The organism is Acinetobacter sp. ANC_7655 (assembly GCF_056784015.1).
Window position 1 is genome coordinate 772,116 of record NZ_JBWYJB010000001.1, and the last position, 18,686, is coordinate 790,801.

Here is an 18,686-nt window from a genome sequence, read left to right on the forward strand (position 1 = left end):
TAATTTAACTAACACTATTCATTGCTGCCCAAATTTGAATAGCTTGCACCATTTCTTTTACATCATGTGCTCTGACCATACATGCTCCTTGCTGTATGCTTAACAGATGCCCCGTCACCGAACCCACTGCACGTTCATGGGCAGGTACACCACCTAAAGCTTCACCAATAAATCGCTTACGAGATAATGCAGAAAGCATTGGATAGCCCAACTCATTTAATTTATACAACTCTTTTAATAATTTCAGATTTTGATGTGCATTTTTTGCAAATCCGAAACCCGGATCAATCATGATATTTTCAGGTTTAATTCCTGCATTTAATGCTGCATCTAATCGAGTTTGCAATTCTGAAATCACATCTAAAGTAATATCATCATATTGATCCAACTGGTTCATTGTGGTTGGCTCACCACGCATATGCATGATAATGACTGGAATATCTAATTCCGCAGCTGTTTCTAAAGCATGTGGCTTTGTTAATGCTCTGACATCATTCCAAATATGCGCTCCAGCTTTAACCGCCTTTTTAATCACTTCTGGTTGAGAAGTGTCGATTGAGATCACTACATTCAATTTTGACAACGCTTCAACGACCGGAACTACACGATCTACTTCATCTTGAACATCAACAGCAGATGCGCCAGGGCGAGTTGACTCACCACCTACATCAATAACACTCGCCCCTTCAGCAATCATTTGCTTTGCTCTCTCTAGTGCCGCCTCTACACTATTGTGTTTACCACCATCACTAAACGAATCTGGCGTTACATTTAACACACCCATTACATGAGGCTTTGACAAATCAAGTTCCAATGCACCACATTTAAGAATCTGATTAGGTAAAGAGATAAGTTGCATATTGATGTTCCTAGAAAATCTATTCACATGATATCAAGTAAAATTTAAACATGAGGGATAATTTCAACACAAAAAAAAGAGCCTCATAAGAGGCTCCTTCATTTTAGCTTGCTGGTAAAGGTGGAGGCGTTGAAGGACCATCTGTAGGGGTTACATCTACAATTGGATTCTCAGCCACATATACCTTAGGTGGTTGAGGTTCACGACCTTCCATAATGTCACGGATTTGATCACGATCAATCGTTTCCCACTCAAGCAAAGCTTTTACCATCGCATGGGCAATATCTTTATTATTTTCTAAGATATCACGTGCAACTTTGTACTGCTCATCTAGGATACGGCGAATTTCACGATCAACTTCAAGTTGAGTCGTTTCAGAAATAGTACGACCACCTAGACTACCCATAAATGACTGTTGAGCATCTTCTTCATAAACCATGACACCCATCTTGTCAGACATACCGTACTTAGTCACCATTGCACGCGCCATTTTTGTTGCACGTTCAAAGTCATTAGAAGCCCCAGTCGACATCTGATTAATGAAAATTTCTTCTGCAATACGACCACCAAACAGAATAGAAAGCTCATTCAACATTTTGTCTTTGTAATGACTGGTTTGATCAAACTCTGGAAGCTGCCAAGTTACACCTAATGCCCAACCACGTGGCATGATCGTGACTTTATGTACTGGGTCTGTGCCTGGAAGCATTTCAGCTACAATCGCATGACCTGCTTCATGATAAGCCGTTGCGCGACGCTCTTCTTCACGAAGAACCATTGATTTACGCTCTGGCCCCATATAAAGCTTATCTTTTGCATCTTCAAAGTCATGCATATCGACCGTATTTTTATTACGACGTGCAGCAAATAACGCAGCTTCATTGACTAAGTTTGCCAATTGCGCACCAGAGAACCCTGGAGTACCACGTGCCAATACTTTGACATCCACACCAGTCACTGAAGGTAATTTTTTCAAATGCACATTCAGGATTTGCTCACGACCTTTAATATCTGGAAGTCCAACCATCACTTGACGGTCGAAACGTCCCGGACGAAGCAAAGCTTTATCTAGAACGTCAGCACGGTTAGTCGCAGCAATAACGATGATACCTTCATTACCTTCGAAACCATCCATTTCTACCAACATCTGGTTCAAGGTTTGTTCACGCTCATCATGACCACCGCCAGTACCTGAACCACGATGACGACCCACCGCATCAATTTCATCAATGAAAATGATACACGGCGCATGGCGTTTCGCTTGCTCAAACATATCACGTACACGTGATGCACCAACACCAACGAACATTTCTACGAAGTCTGAACCTGAGATACTAAAGAATGGAACCTTAGCCTCTCCAGCAATCGCTTTCGCAAGTAAAGTTTTACCTGTACCCGGTGGACCTACCATCAGGACACCGCGAGGAATGCTCGCACCAAGACGCTTAAACTTTGTTGGATCTTTCAAGAAATCAACAATTTCAACGACTTCTTGTTTCGCTTCGTCACAACCCGCAACATCTGTGAAAGTGACTTTGATTTGGTCTTCTGAAAGCATTTTTGCTTTTGACTTACCAAAACTCATCGGGCCGTTTTTACCACCAGCACCGCCACCCATGTTGCGCATAAAGAACATGAATAACAAAATGATTAAAAGTACTGGAAAGCTTGCGATCAAAAGCTGCATCAATAAACCTTGACGTTGCGGAGCAGTGCCCTCAACAACGACATTATTTTTGATGAGATTCGGCATTAACTCAGGATCTTGAACCGCAGGACGAATACTCTCAAATGGAGAACCATTTACTTTTTCGCCACTAATTCGTTCACCGTCAATGGTAACTTGTTTAATTTGACCAGCATTAACCGCTGCAACAAATTCTGAATAGTTCAATGCAGCAGGCTTATCACGGTCACTAATGTTGCTGAAAATTAATATCAGCACACCAAGTATAACAAGCCATAAAACGGCATTCTTAAAGAGATCGCTCAAAGCTTTATTCCCATATCAATCTAATTTGATCATGCCCAAAATTGGGTGACCTTTAACAAAAAGCGAGTAAATCAATTTCGCAATAAAATATTCAAAAGGTACAAAATGCACATTTTTTAGCGACTTGGCAAGTCACTTTATTGCGATTTCTTTTTACGGCCCTGTCCAATTAAAAAAACTTCCTTCGAACGAGCACGCGAAGCAGCAGGCTTTGCAGTTTTTAATACTTCAAAACTGTCTACAACTTCCTTACGGAATTCGTCAAAACCAGTTCCTTGGAAAACTTTGACAACAAACTGTCCTTTCGGACCTAAAACTTTATTGGCAAAGTCTAATGCAAGTTCACACAAATAAATTTGTCGAGGTTGATCAACGGCCTTATTACCTGATGTATTGGGGGCCATATCTGAAATTACAACGTCTACAGTTCGTCCATTTAAAATATTTAACAATTTTTCGAAAACTTCCTCTTCTCGAAAGTCTCCTTGCAGGAACGTCACATCTGGAAGTGCATCCATTTCCAAAATATCTGATGCAATCACTAAACCTTTATCACCCACTAATTTTCCGGCGATTTGGGACCAACTACCAGGTGCAGCACCAAGGTCCACGACAGTCATACCAGGTTTAATGATTTTGTATTTCTCTTGGATTTCAAGCAATTTATATGCAGCACGCGCACGATAACCTTCCTTTTGTGCTTTTTTCACAAACGGGTCATCTAAATGCTCTCTCATCCACGCACGACTACTTTTGGATAACTTCTGATTGGTAATGCGTGTTGCCATAACTCTTTAAATACACGTAATCTTCTAACTTTTTATTGTACGTGAATTTTATCCCCCTTGCAGTATTCATCTGTATCTAATTCAAGATTATCGTTTATGTTTTTTTGATTTAAGTTGATCGATTATTTCTGAGAAACATAAGCGTTTGATCTCTTGATTTGCTATACTAAGTCGTTTTTAAAATTAGGTTATCTTTATGGCGGCTTTATCAATTCAGGAACGCAAACGTTTGCGTCAAATCGGACATGCACTTAACCCAGTGGTAATGTTAGGTGGTCAAGGTTTAACTGAAAATGTCATTGAAGAAACTCAACGTGCTTTAAATGATCATGAGTTAATTAAAGTAAAAATTGGCGGTGAAGATCGTGATGCTCGTGCAGCAGTCATTACTGAAATCGCCGAAGTCACTGGTGCAGAGGTTGTTCAAACCATTGGAAAGATTGCACTTTTATATAAGAAAGCGGCAAAACAAAATCCTAAACTTTCGAATCTTGTTCGCCACGCACATCTTTCTAATTAATTTGAGTTGCATTGAATGGCAAGTTACGAACTAAATTCTTTTGACCGTTACTTTGATATCTCCTTGGTTGGTGCAATTGAACAAGCGAGTCCATACACACTAAATGTGGGCTATTGGTTACGTGACCCAAATCAATACTTAGTTTATCCGGAAATTGTAGCTGGTCATCCACGACGAGATTTTCTTTGGGAAGAAACCTGCTTTGAAATTTTCATTGGGGTGAAAGATCAGGACTTTTATCGTGAAGTCAATCTCTCCCCTTCTCAAGCTTGGCAAGCGTATCAATTTGAAGAGTATCGTTACCCTGAAGATATGCCACCTCAAGCAGCTTATGACATAGAACTGAATTCACTCAAAAAGACGCACTATGGTTTAAATGTGAGCCTTGATCTAACGGAGTTTATGTTAAAACATAAATTGAAATGGCAGGATATTTTTATTGGCTTATCCGCTGTATTAAACACATCGCAAGCTAAACATTATTATGCGATGCAGCATAGTAGTCCTGAGGCTGACTTCCATAACAAGCGCGATTGGTTGCATCAGTTTTAAAAAAAAATAGTGAGATTTAATCTCACTATTTTTTTTACCCCAATATTTCAGTTCTATAGTTGTAGACTCTTCCCACCTCTTTTAGAGTTAAGTTTTATACAGCTGATCTCAACGTGTTATATCTAGTTATATTTGTAATTCCTGTTATTCATTTCTAATTTCAAAATTGTCCTTAATCACTTGAACAGCCAAATCTGCTCTTAAATATTTTTTCACAAACACCGAAGTAGCGTCAAATCTCTTTAAATTCGATCTCGGTTTAATTTTTAAAACCCAGCATGCTAACTACCAATTTCATCTTTAAATAATTGAACCTACGCTTTTAACAAGCAATTCAATATTTACCTCTATTTTCCATATTTAATCAGTCCTTTCTAAAATACTTGTAAATTGACCTAATTAGTACTTTTTTCGGACTTTTAGGAAGCATTTGGAGCAACTTCAACATTTGTTCTATTTAACAAATCAGCTTTTCAGAAGCTTTGTTATTCTGTTTCAGAAACTTAGCTTATTAATTGTAAGTCTACATAAATTTTGATAAATCGTGATAAAACTTAACTTTTGAATTATTAAACAATTCTTACATTCTTAGACTTTTGTCCAAAGTTTAAAAAGCAGACTTTTAAACAAATTACAAGGTATATATCTGACGAATTCAGGTTTATTTACGTGGACTTTATCAAGGTGTTTGCGTATAATGCCGTGTTAAGTTCAAGCGAGCAGATGTAAGGAGGGTGGGTTTTAAAGTAGCCTTCCTTTTTTTTCGTCTACTCGCTTTTTTACAGCCTAAATTTCAGGAGCTTTGGTTTGAGCACCCCAGCAATTTTAGCCCTTGCCGATGGTACGATCTTTAAAGGAACGTCAATCGGTGCATCGGGTAGTACGACTGGTGAAGTCGTTTTCAACACTGCCATGACTGGCTATCAAGAAATTTTGACTGACCCAAGTTATGCACAACAGCTTGTTACGCTTACCTATCCACACATTGGTAACACAGGTTGTAATGATGAAGACGCTGAGTCAGGTCGAATTCATAAAGTATGGGCAAACGGATTGATCATTCGTGACCTACCTTTATTGCACAGCAACTTCCGATCTACGCAATCTTTAGGCGAATACTTAAAATCTCACAATGTTGTCGCTATCGCTGACATTGATACACGTAAACTGACACGTATTTTACGTGCTAAAGGTGCACAAAACGGTTGTATCTTAGCTGGTGAAAATATTACAGAAGAAGAAGCTTTAGAAAAAGCTCGTGCATTCGGCGGTCTGAATGGTTTAGACCTTGCGAAAGAATGCTGTGATCCAAACGGTTTCGAATGGACTGAAGGTTCTTGGAAATTAGGTCAAGGTTTCTCCCAACCAGAAGCAAAATTTCATGTTGTCGCATATGATTACGGTGTCAAAACCAACATCTTACGTATGCTCGCAGACCGCGGTTGTAAATTAACTGTTGTACCTGCACAAACTCCTGCTGAAAAAGTTCTTGCTCTAAATCCAGATGGCGTATTCTTATCGAATGGTCCTGGCGATCCTGCAGCATGTGACTATGCAATTGAAGCTGTAAAAACAATTGTTGAAGATGCTCGTAACGTACCTGTATTTGGTATTTGCTTGGGTCACCAAATTCTTGCTCTCGCTTCTGGCGCTAAAACGGTGAAAATGCCTCATGGTCACCATGGTGCGAACCATCCTGTACAAAACATCGAAGATGGTACAGTGATGATTACTTCTCAAAACCATGGCTTCGCAGTGGATGCAGAAACATTACCTGCAAACCTTAAAGCGACGCACAAATCATTGTTCGATCAAACTCTTCAAGGGATTCATCGTACAGATAAGCCTGCGTTTAGTTTCCAAGGTCACCCAGAAGCAAGCCCAGGTCCACATGACTGCGCACCATTGTTCGATCATTTCATCGAACTTATTGAAGCATCTAAGAAGTAATTGAGGAGCAAATAATGCCAAAGCGTACGGATATTAAAAGCATCTTAATTATTGGTGCTGGTCCAATTGTTATCGGTCAGGCGTGTGAGTTTGACTACTCAGGTGCACAAGCATGTAAAGCATTACGTGAAGAAGGTTACCGTGTAATTTTGGTAAACTCTAACCCTGCAACGATCATGACTGACCCTGCAATGGCAGATGCAACGTATATCGAGCCAATCACTTGGCAAACTGTTGCAGCGATCATTGAGAAAGAACGTCCAGACGCAGTTCTTCCAACAATGGGTGGTCAGACTGCATTGAACTGTGCCCTTGCCCTTGATGAGCATGGCATTTTAGAAAAATTCAATGTTGAATTGATTGGTGCAACGAAAGAAGCGATCGAAAAAGCGGAAGACCGTAAACTTTTCGACCAAGCAATGCGTAAAATTGGTCTTGAATGTCCAAAAGCAGCAATCGCTGAATCGATGGAAGAAGCTCTAGAGATTCAAGCACGTTTCGGCTTCCCAGTGATTATCCGTCCATCATTCACCATGGGTGGTTCAGGCGGTGGTATCGCATACAACAAAGAAGAATTCCTTGAAATCTGTGAACGCGGTTTCGATCTTTCTCCAACTAAACAATTATTGATCGATGAATCTTTAATTGGTTGGAAAGAATATGAGATGGAAGTTGTTCGTGACAAAAACGACAACTGTATCATCGTATGTTCGATTGAAAACTTTGACCCAATGGGCGTACACACAGGTGACTCAATCACTGTTGCACCTGCACAAACATTAACAGATAAAGAATATCAGTTAATGCGTAATGCATCTTTAGCAGTGTTGCGTGAGATTGGTGTAGAAACAGGTGGTTCTAACGTACAGTTTGGTATTTGTCCAAATACTGGCCGTATGGTTGTGATCGAGATGAACCCACGTGTATCTCGTTCTTCTGCATTGGCTTCAAAAGCAACTGGTTTCCCTATTGCAAAAATCGCTGCAAAATTAGCGGTTGGTTATACCCTTGATGAGCTTAAAAACGACATCACTGGCGGTACAACTCCAGCATCTTTCGAACCTGCGATTGACTACGTTGTAACTAAAGTTCCACGTTTCAACTTTGAGAAATTCCCACAAGCTGACGCAACTTTAACTACACAGATGAAATCTGTTGGTGAAGTGATGGCGATTGGTCGTAACTTCCAAGAGTCTATGAACAAAGCACTTCGTGGTCTTGAAGTAGGTGCAACTGGCTTTGATGAAAAAATCGAAGTGGGTGCTGAAGGCGCCCGTGAGAAAATCTTACAAGAACTTCGTGTTCCGGGTCCTGAGCGTATTTGGTATGTTGCTGATGCATTCCGTCACGGCTTTACATTAGAAGATGTATTCCAAGCGACTAAGATCGACAAATGGTTCTTGATCCAAATCGAAGACATCATCAAAACAGAAAACCAAATCAAAACTTTAGGTTTTGGCGATTTAAATGCGGACAACATCCGTTCATTTAAACGTAAAGGTTTATCTGACCTTCGTATTGCGAACTTGATGGGTATTTCACAAAAACAATTCCGTAAACATCGTTGGAACTTGGGCGTAACCCCAGTTTACAAACGTGTAGATACTTGTGCTGCTGAGTTTGAATCAGACACAGCGTATATGTATTCAACTTACGATGACGAATGTGAATCAAACCCGTCTAGCAAAGACAAGATCATGGTGATCGGTGGTGGTCCTAACCGTATTGGTCAAGGTATCGAATTCGATTACTGCTGTGTACACGCGGCTCTTGCAATGCGTGAAGACGGTTATGAAACTATCATGGTGAACTGTAACCCTGAAACAGTTTCAACTGACTATGACACTTCAGATCGTTTGTACTTTGAACCAATTACGCTTGAAGATGTGTTAGAAATCGTACGTATTGAGAAGCCAAAAGGCATCATCGTACAGTACGGTGGTCAAACACCACTTAAATTGGCTCGTGCTTTAGAAGAAGCTGGTGCACCAATTATTGGTACATCTCCTGATGCGATTGACCGTGCAGAAGACCGTGAACGTTTCCAACAAATGATTCAACGTCTGCAACTTCGTCAACCAAACAACAGCATTGTAAAATCTGCTGAAGAAGGTATGGCTGAAGCAGCGAAAGTTGGCTATCCACTTGTAGTACGTCCATCATATGTACTTGGTGGTCGCGCGATGGAAATCGTATACAACGATGAAGAGTTACGTCGCTATTTACGTGATGCTGTTCAAGCTTCTAACGATGCCCCTGTTCTTCTTGACCGCTTCCTAGACGACGCGATCGAAGTTGACGTAGACTGCGTATCTGACGGTAAAGACGTGGTGATCGGCGGTATCATGCAGCACATCGAACAAGCAGGTATCCACTCAGGTGACTCTGCATGTTCGATCCCTCCTTACTCTCTTTCTAAAGAGATTCAGGACGAAATGCGCCGTCAAACTATCGCGATGGCGAAAGAGCTTGGTGTTGTTGGTTTAATGAACGTACAGTTTGCTGTTAAAGGCGAAGACGTTTACATCTTAGAAGTGAACCCACGTGCATCACGTACAGTTCCATTTGTATCTAAGTGTATCGGTGAGTCTTTAGCGAAAGTCGCTGCACGTTGTATGGCGGGTCAATCTTTAGAATCTCAAGGATTCACTACAGAGATTATCCCTGAGCACTTCTCTGTTAAAGAAGCAGTGTTTCCATTCAACAAGTTCCCTGGTGTTGATCCAATCCTTGGGCCTGAGATGAAATCTACAGGTGAAGTAATGGGTGTTGGTAAAACATTTGGTGAGGCGTTCTATAAAGCTGTATTAGGTGCAAATGAGCGTTTACCAGGTCTTCCAACGGAAGGTGAAGTTAAACATGCGTTCATCTCTGTACGTGATTCTGATAAACCACGTGCAGCTGGTATTGCAAAACAACTTGCTGACTTTGGCTTCAAAATACTTGCTACTGGTGGCACATACGATGTCATCAAAGCGGCTGGTATTGAATGTGAACGTGTAAATAAAGTGACTGAAGGTCGTCCAAATATTGTGGACCGCTTGAAAAATGGCGAAATACACCTCATTATCAATACAACAGAAGGTAAACAAGCTCAGCAGGATTCGTTCTCAATCCGCCGTTCTGCACTTCAAGGTAAGGTCTATCATACGACTACCCTTAATGGTGCAGATGCAGTTTGCCAAGCTTTAGCAATCAAATTGCCAATGGATGTATATCGTTTGCAAGACTTACAAACAGTAGGTTAATACACTACCAAGAAGTCCCGTCACCTCTTGGTGGCGGGCTTTTTTTCATTTATAGACTTAGTATTTTTTCATACTTACTTTTTTGAGGGACAACTATGCAACGTTATCCTATGACACCTCAAGGCAAAGAAGCGCTTGAGAAAGAATTACACCAACTTAAAACTGTAGATCGTCCTCGTATTACAGCAGCGATTGCTGAAGCGCGTGAACACGGAGATCTTAAAGAAAACGCGGAATACCACGCTGCACGTGAGCAACAAGGTTTCTGTGAAGGCCGTATCCAAGATATCGAAGGAAAATTGGGTGCTGCACAAGTGATTGACGTTAAAGAACTTGAGCAAAATGGACGCGTTGTTTTTGGCGTGACTGTCACAATTGAAAATTTGGATACTGAAGAACGTAAAACGTATCAAATTGTTGGTGACGACGAAGCAGATTTTAAAATTAACAAAATATCTGTGAATTCCCCTATCGCGCGTGGTCTTTTGGGTAAAAATGAAGGCGATGAAGTTAAAATTACGACACCTCAAGGTGAAGTTGAATACGAAATTGTGAGCGTAGAATATCTTTAATTCTTGATATTTTAGGCTATAAACCCCTCTGATGAGGGGTTTTTTATTTTCATTTTAATTGATTCATTGTTTTTGCTAGATGCACTTTTCCAGCTTCATGAAGCTTCGTAATAACATTACGAAAATCTTTTTCCTCTCTATTTTGACTTAGTTTTGATTTAGCAATGATTCTTTCAATTTTAATTTCAAATACAACAAAATGGTTGAGCATTTCCATCAAGAAATCTTTTGGTGCATCTGCCATTTTCCAAGCATTTTTACCATTCGTGATACGTTCATGTTGTTGGGTGAGTTGACCTAATACTGCAAGTTTAGTTTTCTGATCATGATAAAACTGAATTTCACCATTAATGTGTACGACTTGATAATTCCAAGTAGGTACTTTTTTGTGATCTTCAAATTTTGAAGGATAATAATTCGGTGAAATATAAGCATCCTCTGCTTTAAAGATGCATAGTATTTGATTATTCAAAATCGAATGATTGAATAGTGTATTCTGCAATGAAACATGTCCTCTCAATGTTTGTTCATCTACTAATATGAGCGGGATATGTTCAGCAATTAACCCTGTTTGAGTCTGTGCGACCAAAGATGCAAGAGGATACTCCTTTATTATTCTATATATTTCTTCAGGTCTATCTTCTCTAAATTCTGTTTCAACAAACATAGCTTTTCCATTCTTCTAATGCTCAATGAATATAAAAGTTTTTATTCAGGATGTAAGTTTTAATTGGTATATAATGCCCTGAAATATTCTCCTTTTATTTCACCATGTCTGAAAAGCTGATCAACTCCCCTGTCAATCACTGGTGCGAATTCGAATTTATCTCTAAAACAGTCAAAAATCCGAATATTCATATTAAAGGCAATTACAGTTATTACTCAGCCTATTGGGATCAAGGTTTTGAGCGTTGTGTAGTGCGTTATCTACATGACAAACCTTCGACACCAGAAAAACCCATCGATCAGCTTTATATTGGCAATTTTGTCTGTTTTGGCGCTGAGTGTGTCATCATGATGGGTGGAAATCAGTTACACCGTACCGACTGGATTTCAGCATTTCCTTTTGATACGCGTAGTTTTGTGCCTGCTGGCGATACTGTCATTGGTGATGGTTGTTGGATTGGTAGTCGTGCCATGATTATGCAAGGGGTAAAACTTGGTGAAGGTGCAGTCGTTGCTACAGGTGCAGTCGTGACCAAAGATGTACCGCCTTATGCTGTCGTCGGTGGTGTACCTGCTAAAATTATTAAATACCGTTTCCCTGAACAAGATATTAAAAAATTGCTTTCTCTTAAGCTATATGACTTAGATGAAAAGCAGTTTTTAAAAATGCGTGAACAGTTGCAGACCGATGATATTGAAAAATTATCAATATTTTTCAAATAGTCCTGTTTTTATATATTGCATCCAAATCGAATTAAAATCCTTAATATCTTTTAATTTACTAATACAATAAGGGCTCAAGAACCTTTGAAGAGTTTGATTTTTATGATCCTTTTGCCCTACAGTCTTAAATCTTTCTTCTATATCTAAAAGTGTTTCATACAAATTGCAAATAATAATGTCATCGATATTTTTTTCGTTCAATAATTGCTGTCGGATAAAATAAGATTTTGTCGTATATCCATTTTCATCGCCGTTTAAATAGTTGAATAAATAATCAATTATCTTATGCAAATAATTAGCTGAAATATTAAAATTTTCATCAAAGATGAAAGCAATTAAAATTAGATTAAGCTTGAAATCATTTGTTCTCAAGAGTGCATATTGATTAATTTTTTTCACCAACTCTCTAGAATTGTATTCTTTGCTAGATTGCAAACTTAAAATCCCAAAAAACAATTCATTTTTAGTATCTACAGATGTTAATTCGCCGATACGATATAACTGCTGTGCTATTACCTCTTCATACAACTGCGTCTTTCCTAAGTTAGGAAATTCAACAGTAAAATCAATAAACTTTGTTAAATATTCTTCACCAAGACTTTCATCATAACCATAGTTATGACAAACCACTTTTGAAAATTGGGTTTTATCCATTACCAAAACAAAAACAATTTTTGGAATGTCAAAAAAATGTTTAATCCTTTCAATTAAACGAATAGCAAAATCAGGTCGGCAACGATCTAGCTCATCAATAATAAATACCAATGGCTTTTCTAATTTTGCAGCAAGTTCAGCGAGCTCTTGCTTAAAATCTTGAATGGTTTGCTTTTCGATATGATGATTTTCAATCTTCTTCTCAATGTGCTCTTTAACTTTATTGGCTATTTCTTCACTTGCTGTGTCATATACATCTTTGCCCTCTTTATAGACCTCTTGTAAAGCTTCACCTGCACCGCCTAGTCCTACCAAATGCAAACCTGCTTTTGCAGCAATTAATGGCATGACAGCCGCCAAAGAAATTAATACCGAAGCAGTCTTAGAGTTAAAATCTTTAATATCAGCATCATCGATCTCATTTGCATCGTTCAAAGCATGGCTAATCTCTGCTGCAATCGTCAAAAATGGATCATCTAAATAATCATTGGCAAAAGCATCTAAATAAACAACTTGGTGACTTTGATCTTCTAAATGCTTTTTCCAATGCCTTACAAACCAGGTCTTACCTTCACCCCAACGAGCATCTAAAGCTAGAACAGCACCACAATTTAAGCGATCTACATAACGTTCTAATTGCTCACCTAGACGACGACGATCCCATAAATCGCCTTCCCAAGCGATTTCAATATTCTCAAAATCATCATGAATGATATTTACTGGATAATCTTTCATTGTTGTTAAAATTCAGTTGCTTATTTTCCAAATATCTTATCATTATCACTCTTAAAGACATAAAAAACCCACTCAAACGGAGTGGGTTTTCAAAATATAGTCGCTAAAGTAAGGCTTATACTTTTTAATTCTAATTATAGACTCCATACTTTATAAAGATATCTGACGCATCCTTAATTACATCTCTACCCATCACAATATTTTCAAATTGATCTTTTTATGATTCAGTTAATCAAATTTCATTCTTCATAGTTCGTTACCATCTTATATCTCTAAAATTTTAAGATAATAAATCAAAAACAATAACTTAATATAAAAAACCATAGCTTTACACTTGGTTTTATTTTGAACAATTTAGGTCTATGATGAACTTATACACTTTTAAATAGAACGGTTAAAAAAGGAGAACAACATGAATTATCAAAATATCCTCGTTCCAGTGGATGGTTCAGAAGTAGCACTCAACGTCGTTCAGCATGCTGTTGAATTGGCTAAAGCATTTAATAGCAAAATTACCGTTGTTCAAGTGATGACACTCGATCCCTATATCGCAGCCGAATATCTCTCAGATGGGCAGTCAAATCTTTTAATTGAACGAGCACGAAAATTTATTGAAGATAACCTAGCTCAAGCTAAAGCAAAGTTTAATGAATATGGAATAGATGTAGAGACTAAAATACTCGAAGGAGAAAGTATTCACCGTACAATAATGAAAGCGATTGATGAGCTTAATATTGATTTGATTGTTATCAGCTCGCACGGTCGCACAGGATTCAAGAAATTAATTATGGGCAGTGTCGCACAAAGCCTCATTACCGAAGTCAATGTACCTGTTTTTGTCGTAAAGCAATAATAACGGATAGCTCCGTATACCGTCATACGGAGCTACTCGAACCATCCAAAAATCTTGAAATCTATTTTGCCATTGTTAAACACAACTCCCTCTTCAAGTAATCTAGCTTGCTGGCAATTAAAACCTTGATCATCCAAACGCTGATGACTAATTTTACCTTGCGCATTAATGACACGATGCCAAGGCAAGTCGCTACTCACATCTAATTGATTCAAAACACGACCAACTAACCGGGCATGTTTAGGCAGTCCTGACATCGCAGCAATTTGGCCATAACTGGCTACTTTCCCATAAGGAATTTGTGACACTGTGGCCAAGATCAACTGTGCCATTTCCGCTGATACTGATCGATTCATCAATAATTGACCTATAGTTTATCGGATGATTGATTTGAGCAAATGCATTTCATAACAGACTCACTTAATCTAAATTTGCACAATAACAATACACAGAGAAATACAATGAAAAGGATATTTTCACACTTACTTGCTGCTTCAATTGCAGTTGGTACAATCTCTATTACATCGACAACTCAAGCCGCGCCAAGCAGTATAAATATACAAAATATTTTACAACAAGAACGTGCTTGGGCTGGACTTAATACCAAGCGCATTAAAGTCTCCGACATCGATTGGGCTTACAGTGAAGGTGGAACTAAAGGCAAACCAGTACTTATGCTTGTGCATGGTCTTGCAGGCAGTCGGGATAATTGGAATCGAGTCGCTCGCTATCTGACACCACATTATCACGTCATTATTCCTGATTTACCTGGACAAGGTGATAGTAAAGTAGCTGCAGATTTTGATTATTCAATTCCAAATCTAACCGAAAAATTACGTCGCTTTGCGGAAGCCATTCATGTTGATCAAAATCTAAATGTTGCCGGTCACTCCATGGGCGGTGCTGTAGCATTACTCTATGCAGCTCAGTATCCAATCGATACTAAATCATTACTACTCATTAACAGTGCAGGTGTATTTAAATCAGCCAATACGCCTTACTTAAAAGACCCAAACTTACTCAAAAATTTTATCGTTTCTAGACCTGGAGATTTTGATCGGTTATTTAAAATTGCTACGCAGCAACCTCCATTTATACCGAACGAACTGAAAGTCGAACAAGAAAAGCTCATGATATCCAATGTTACGAATAACACAAAACTCGTCGAGCAACTTATTCTCATGTCCAAATCATTTACACCTGAAACATTTGCGCTAGCGGCTCGTTCAATCGATCAACCATCACTCATCATATGGGGAGATCGTGATCAAATTATTAATGTAGAAGCTGCAGCTGAACTGAAAGGATTACTGAAAAATGCTCAAGAGCCTATCATCTTAAAAGGTGTAGGTCATACACCAATATTGGAACAAGAACAAATCCTCGTACAACATTATTTAAATTTTCTTAATCTACTCAAATAAGTTATAGACAATGAATGGGACATTTTAAATGTCCTATTTTTTTCAAGAATAAAAAAAGAGGAACCGAAGTTCCTCTTTTTCACATTAGTCTATTAGAACAACAAGTGGTTTTTGTTCAACAAGTCTTGAAGTGAAACATCAGTATTGTTGAAAGTAATGAGGTCAACCTTGTTATAAGTTGTACCTGCACCATCACGATCAATACTTAACTTCGTATTGTTTCCATCTTTCTCGACAAAGATGAATTTATCAATGTTTTGAGCAGTTGCACTATCAGATAACAACTCAGAAACATCAATCTTCACATTGCTGCCTAATTGGAAGTCATTGATTGTGTCAACACCGTTACCACCGTTATGGCTGTTGTCATTTAACACATTAAAGATCAACTTATCCAAACCTTTAGCAGAAACTGTTTCATTCAAGTAAGTAGAATTAAACTTACCTGCTGTTTCATTCGCCAATGCATCAGCATCATTCGCATTTGCTTCTGGTGTGAATTTGCTCCAAGCCAATGGTGAACCTGATTTAGAATCAATTTGAAGTACTAATTGAGCTGTATCAGACTTACCAGTTACAGGATCAGTAATCGTGTATTTAAAGACATCCGTTTTACCAATCGCGTTTAAGTTTGCATTTGGCTTATAAGCGTATGTACCGTTTGCATCGATAGTTAATGTACCAAACTCGCCTTTAATTGTTGTTGCACCATTAATCGCAACACCATTTACAGCTTTCACAACAGCACCGGCAACTACAAGATCTTTACCATGTACAGCATCAAGATCAGTAATCACATTACCTTTCGCTTCAGTGATTGACTTCACAACAGGCGTTGTACTTGTATTAGTTTCTTTAATTACTAAATTAGTCTGTACATAACCTGGTAAAGAAGCAAGGTTACCATTACTCATTTCTATGCAATATTTACCTGCAGGTAAATCTTCTAAATTGATATGAGCAACTTCTCCAAATAAGCCGATGAAATCAAATAATCCTGCAGATTTATTATTGGCAATTGGTACCCACTTACCAGAACTATTTTGCTGGTAAAGAACAATTGATACTGAGTCTAATAATGTTCCCCATGATGCTGATTTTACTTGAAGCTGCACATCTGCAGTTTTGTTTGCACCAATTGTAAACTCTGTAGCACCACTTGTTTTACCAATCGCAAAACCGGCGAAGCCAATCAACCAATTATAAGAAATTGCATCTTTAATGAATTTCTCTGTAACAGGATACTCGTATTCAATACCAGCTTTAGCAACATTATCAATGGCATCCAACGGAATGTTTGGAGCAGTCACTTGACGTGGTGCAGATTCACCCGCTACATCCGAAGCGGTCACATATACATTTTGTCCATCGTTTAAACTTGGTATCAACTTAATTGAGTAGTTTCCATTGCTATCCGCAGTGGTTGTACCAATCACGTTGTTGTTTGCATCTTTTACTTTAACAGTTGATAAAGCTTGTGCAGTACCTGTTACTAATGAACCATCTGCATTAAATGTTGCCGTTGGCGCATCTGGAGGAGTCACATCCAAATCGAAGCCGATGCTTGATGAAGGACCGACATTTCCAGCTTCATCAATCGCTTTAGCTTCAACGATAATTGTACCTTCTGGTAAATTATTGTTGATTGGATATGTCCAATTACCATTTTGATCAGCAGGAACAAGTGCAGAATCAATAATTCGACCGGTAGAGTCCTTAATCACTAATTCGACAGTAGTATTCGCTTCAGCTTTACCTGTTAATACTGGTTTCAAGTCACTTGGATCTGTAATTGGATTAATAATCACAGCATCAGGAGCTTGAGTATCAACTGTTAATTGCTGAGTTTCAGTTTTTTTGTTCTTAGCTAAATCAGTAGATGTTACTTCAACTGTGTAATTTCCATCCGCTAAATCTCTTGGCGGTGTAAATGTCCAATTGCCTGAGCTATCTACAGAAGCTGGTGCATCTACAACAGTATTTCCATTCTTATCTTTGATCACGACTTGAACTTTAGAATATTGTTCAGTTGAACCAGAAATTGCTGGAGTAGTATCGTTTGTAGGATATAACTCTTCAACTGACAAATCAGGTGAAAGCGTATCTACACCAAATTTTAAAGAAACTGTACGGCTAGTATTACCTGCAGCATCACGTGCAGTGGCTACAAGTGTATATATACCATCTGCTAAAGGTTCTGCTGGTTTATAACTCCAACGGCCTGTAGACAACACTGCTAAACCACTAGATACCACAGCACCGTTAGCATCTTTAATCTCTACAGCAACCTCTTTAGGATTATTTACTGTATTACCACTAATCGTACGTTGTGGATCATTAGTATAGTTAATACTTGGATCAACCGCCGTTACTTGAGCTGCTGTGACTACTGGTTCAGCTACAAATAATGAGCGTGCAGCGAAAGCAGAGAATGCAGCAATTTGAGGCTCAGCAGCTAATGATACTGCCTGTACAGATGCAGCTTCACTCACATCCCATGCAGCTTCTTCATCATCCCAAGGATCGATATCTAACCAAGGATCATTATCATCTTCCCACGGATCAATATCGATATCTGGTGGTGTCAAGTCGATTACAAAATCTTGTTCAGTTGGATTACCTACGTTTCCAGCTTCATCTTTAGGAGTAGCTTCGATTTTGTAGTCACCTTCTTCCAACTCAGCTTCTGGTTTATACGACCATTTACCATCTTCTCCAACTTCAACAGTGGCCTTCTCTTCGAAGCCATCTGGACCGGTGATCACGATATCCACTAGCGAACCTTTCTCACCTGTTCCTGTAATTTCAGGTTGAGGATCATTCGATTCGAAATCATTACCACCAATTGGATCAATAGTAATGTCAGAAGGAGGTGTTGTATCAACTTCTAACTGTTCTTTAGAAGTATCACCTTTGTTACCCGCTTTATCAGTCGGAGTTACTTCAATATCGTAATGACCTTCTGGTAATTCTTCAGTCGGTGTATACGTCCAGTTACCTTCTGGATCAACTTCTGCTTTACCTTCAGAGACAATTTCACCGTCTTTGTCTTTGATCACAACATCAACTATCGCTCCCGGTTCTGTTTTACCAGTAATTTCAGGAGTGGTATCGTTTGTTGGCTTAAGCTCATCGATGGTTAATTCAGG

General features: G+C 38.8%; 15 protein-coding genes. 8 read left to right on the forward strand and 7 right to left on the reverse strand.

Translation table 11 applies throughout. The annotated features are described in order from the left end of the window. Positions 1–4 precede the first annotated feature (4 nt). The 3 genes from folP to rlmE all read right to left on the reverse strand — a co-directional run bounded on the left by folP (position 5) and on the right by rlmE (position 3,640). Positions 5–859 (reverse strand): dihydropteroate synthase, encoded by an 855-nt coding sequence (gene folP / locus AC1M9N_RS03880; protein WP_481586561.1) that lies wholly within the window; start codon positions 857–859, stop codon positions 5–7. Between the two features lie 103 nt (positions 860–962). Beyond that, positions 963–2,852, reverse strand: coding sequence for an ATP-dependent zinc metalloprotease FtsH (ftsH, locus tag AC1M9N_RS03885; RefSeq protein WP_035266907.1), 1,890 nt, complete (start codon positions 2,850–2,852; stop codon positions 963–965). Positions 2,853–2,989: 137 nt separating this feature from the next. Next, entirely contained in the window at positions 2,990–3,640 is a 651-nt protein-coding gene (gene rlmE, locus AC1M9N_RS03890) for a 23S rRNA (uridine(2552)-2'-O)-methyltransferase RlmE (protein WP_035266905.1), read from the reverse strand. A gap of 196 nt (positions 3,641–3,836) precedes the next feature. On the opposite strand from rlmE, the gene yhbY reads away from it, so the two are divergent. From yhbY to greA, 5 genes are all read left to right on the forward strand, one after another. Next, positions 3,837–4,160, forward strand: a complete 324-nt coding sequence (gene yhbY, locus AC1M9N_RS03895; protein WP_035266903.1) for a ribosome assembly RNA-binding protein YhbY — start codon at positions 3,837–3,839, stop codon at positions 4,158–4,160. Positions 4,161–4,175: 15 nt separating this feature from the next. After that, the gene (locus AC1M9N_RS03900; RefSeq protein ID WP_180028122.1) at positions 4,176–4,712 is read left to right on the forward strand and encodes a DOMON-like domain-containing protein; all 537 of its coding nucleotides are present in this window, start codon (positions 4,176–4,178) and stop codon (positions 4,710–4,712) included. 807 nt (positions 4,713–5,519) lie between these two features. Further along, positions 5,520–6,662 (forward strand): glutamine-hydrolyzing carbamoyl-phosphate synthase small subunit, encoded by a 1,143-nt coding sequence (gene carA, locus AC1M9N_RS03905; protein ID WP_035266900.1) that lies wholly within the window; start codon positions 5,520–5,522, stop codon positions 6,660–6,662. A 14-nt stretch (positions 6,663–6,676) separates the two neighbouring features. After that, positions 6,677–9,910: a carbamoyl-phosphate synthase large subunit gene (gene carB / locus AC1M9N_RS03910; RefSeq protein ID WP_180028121.1), complete on the forward strand. Its 3,234-nt coding sequence runs from the start codon at positions 6,677–6,679 to the stop codon at positions 9,908–9,910. Positions 9,911–10,005: 95 nt separating this feature from the next. After that, the gene (gene greA, locus AC1M9N_RS03915) at positions 10,006–10,482 is read left to right on the forward strand and encodes a transcription elongation factor GreA (protein ID WP_035266896.1); all 477 of its coding nucleotides are present in this window, start codon (positions 10,006–10,008) and stop codon (positions 10,480–10,482) included. Between the two features lie 49 nt (positions 10,483–10,531). On the opposite strand, the gene AC1M9N_RS03920 is transcribed toward greA, so the two are convergent. Then, positions 10,532–11,149, reverse strand: coding sequence for an FMN-binding negative transcriptional regulator (locus AC1M9N_RS03920; protein WP_481596730.1), 618 nt, complete (start codon positions 11,147–11,149; stop codon positions 10,532–10,534). A 104-nt stretch (positions 11,150–11,253) separates the two neighbouring features. On the opposite strand from AC1M9N_RS03920, the gene AC1M9N_RS03925 reads away from it, so the two are divergent. Further along, positions 11,254–11,871 (forward strand): CatB-related O-acetyltransferase, encoded by a 618-nt coding sequence (locus AC1M9N_RS03925; RefSeq protein WP_481596729.1) that lies wholly within the window; start codon positions 11,254–11,256, stop codon positions 11,869–11,871. On the opposite strand, the gene AC1M9N_RS03930 is transcribed toward AC1M9N_RS03925, so the two are convergent. Next, on the reverse strand, positions 11,854–13,260 hold the full coding sequence (locus tag AC1M9N_RS03930; RefSeq protein WP_481954296.1) for a KAP family P-loop NTPase fold protein: 1,407 nt from the start codon (positions 13,258–13,260) through the stop codon (positions 11,854–11,856). The two genes, AC1M9N_RS03925 and AC1M9N_RS03930, sit on opposite strands and share 18 nt — an antisense overlap. Positions 13,261–13,672: 412 nt before the next feature. On the opposite strand from AC1M9N_RS03930, the gene AC1M9N_RS03935 reads away from it, so the two are divergent. Further along, positions 13,673–14,113, forward strand: coding sequence for a universal stress protein (locus AC1M9N_RS03935; RefSeq protein WP_481595655.1), 441 nt, complete (start codon positions 13,673–13,675; stop codon positions 14,111–14,113). Positions 14,114–14,145: 32 nt separating this feature from the next. Here the strand turns inward: AC1M9N_RS03935 and AC1M9N_RS03940 are convergent, their stop codons facing one another. Next, positions 14,146–14,469 carry an MGMT family protein gene (locus AC1M9N_RS03940; protein WP_481596726.1) on the reverse strand — a complete coding sequence of 108 codons (324 nt, stop codon included), beginning with the start codon at positions 14,467–14,469 and terminating at the stop codon, positions 14,146–14,148. A gap of 105 nt (positions 14,470–14,574) precedes the next feature. On the opposite strand from AC1M9N_RS03940, the gene AC1M9N_RS03945 reads away from it, so the two are divergent. Then, positions 14,575–15,537 carry an alpha/beta fold hydrolase gene (locus tag AC1M9N_RS03945; RefSeq protein WP_481612889.1) on the forward strand — a complete coding sequence of 321 codons (963 nt, stop codon included), beginning with the start codon at positions 14,575–14,577 and terminating at the stop codon, positions 15,535–15,537. Positions 15,538–15,629: 92 nt separating this feature from the next. Here AC1M9N_RS03945 and AC1M9N_RS03950 read toward each other — a convergent pair. Beyond that, a partial coding sequence (locus AC1M9N_RS03950; protein WP_481954297.1) for a BapA/Bap/LapF family large adhesin occupies positions 15,630–18,686 on the reverse strand: 3,057 nt, incomplete at its 5' end.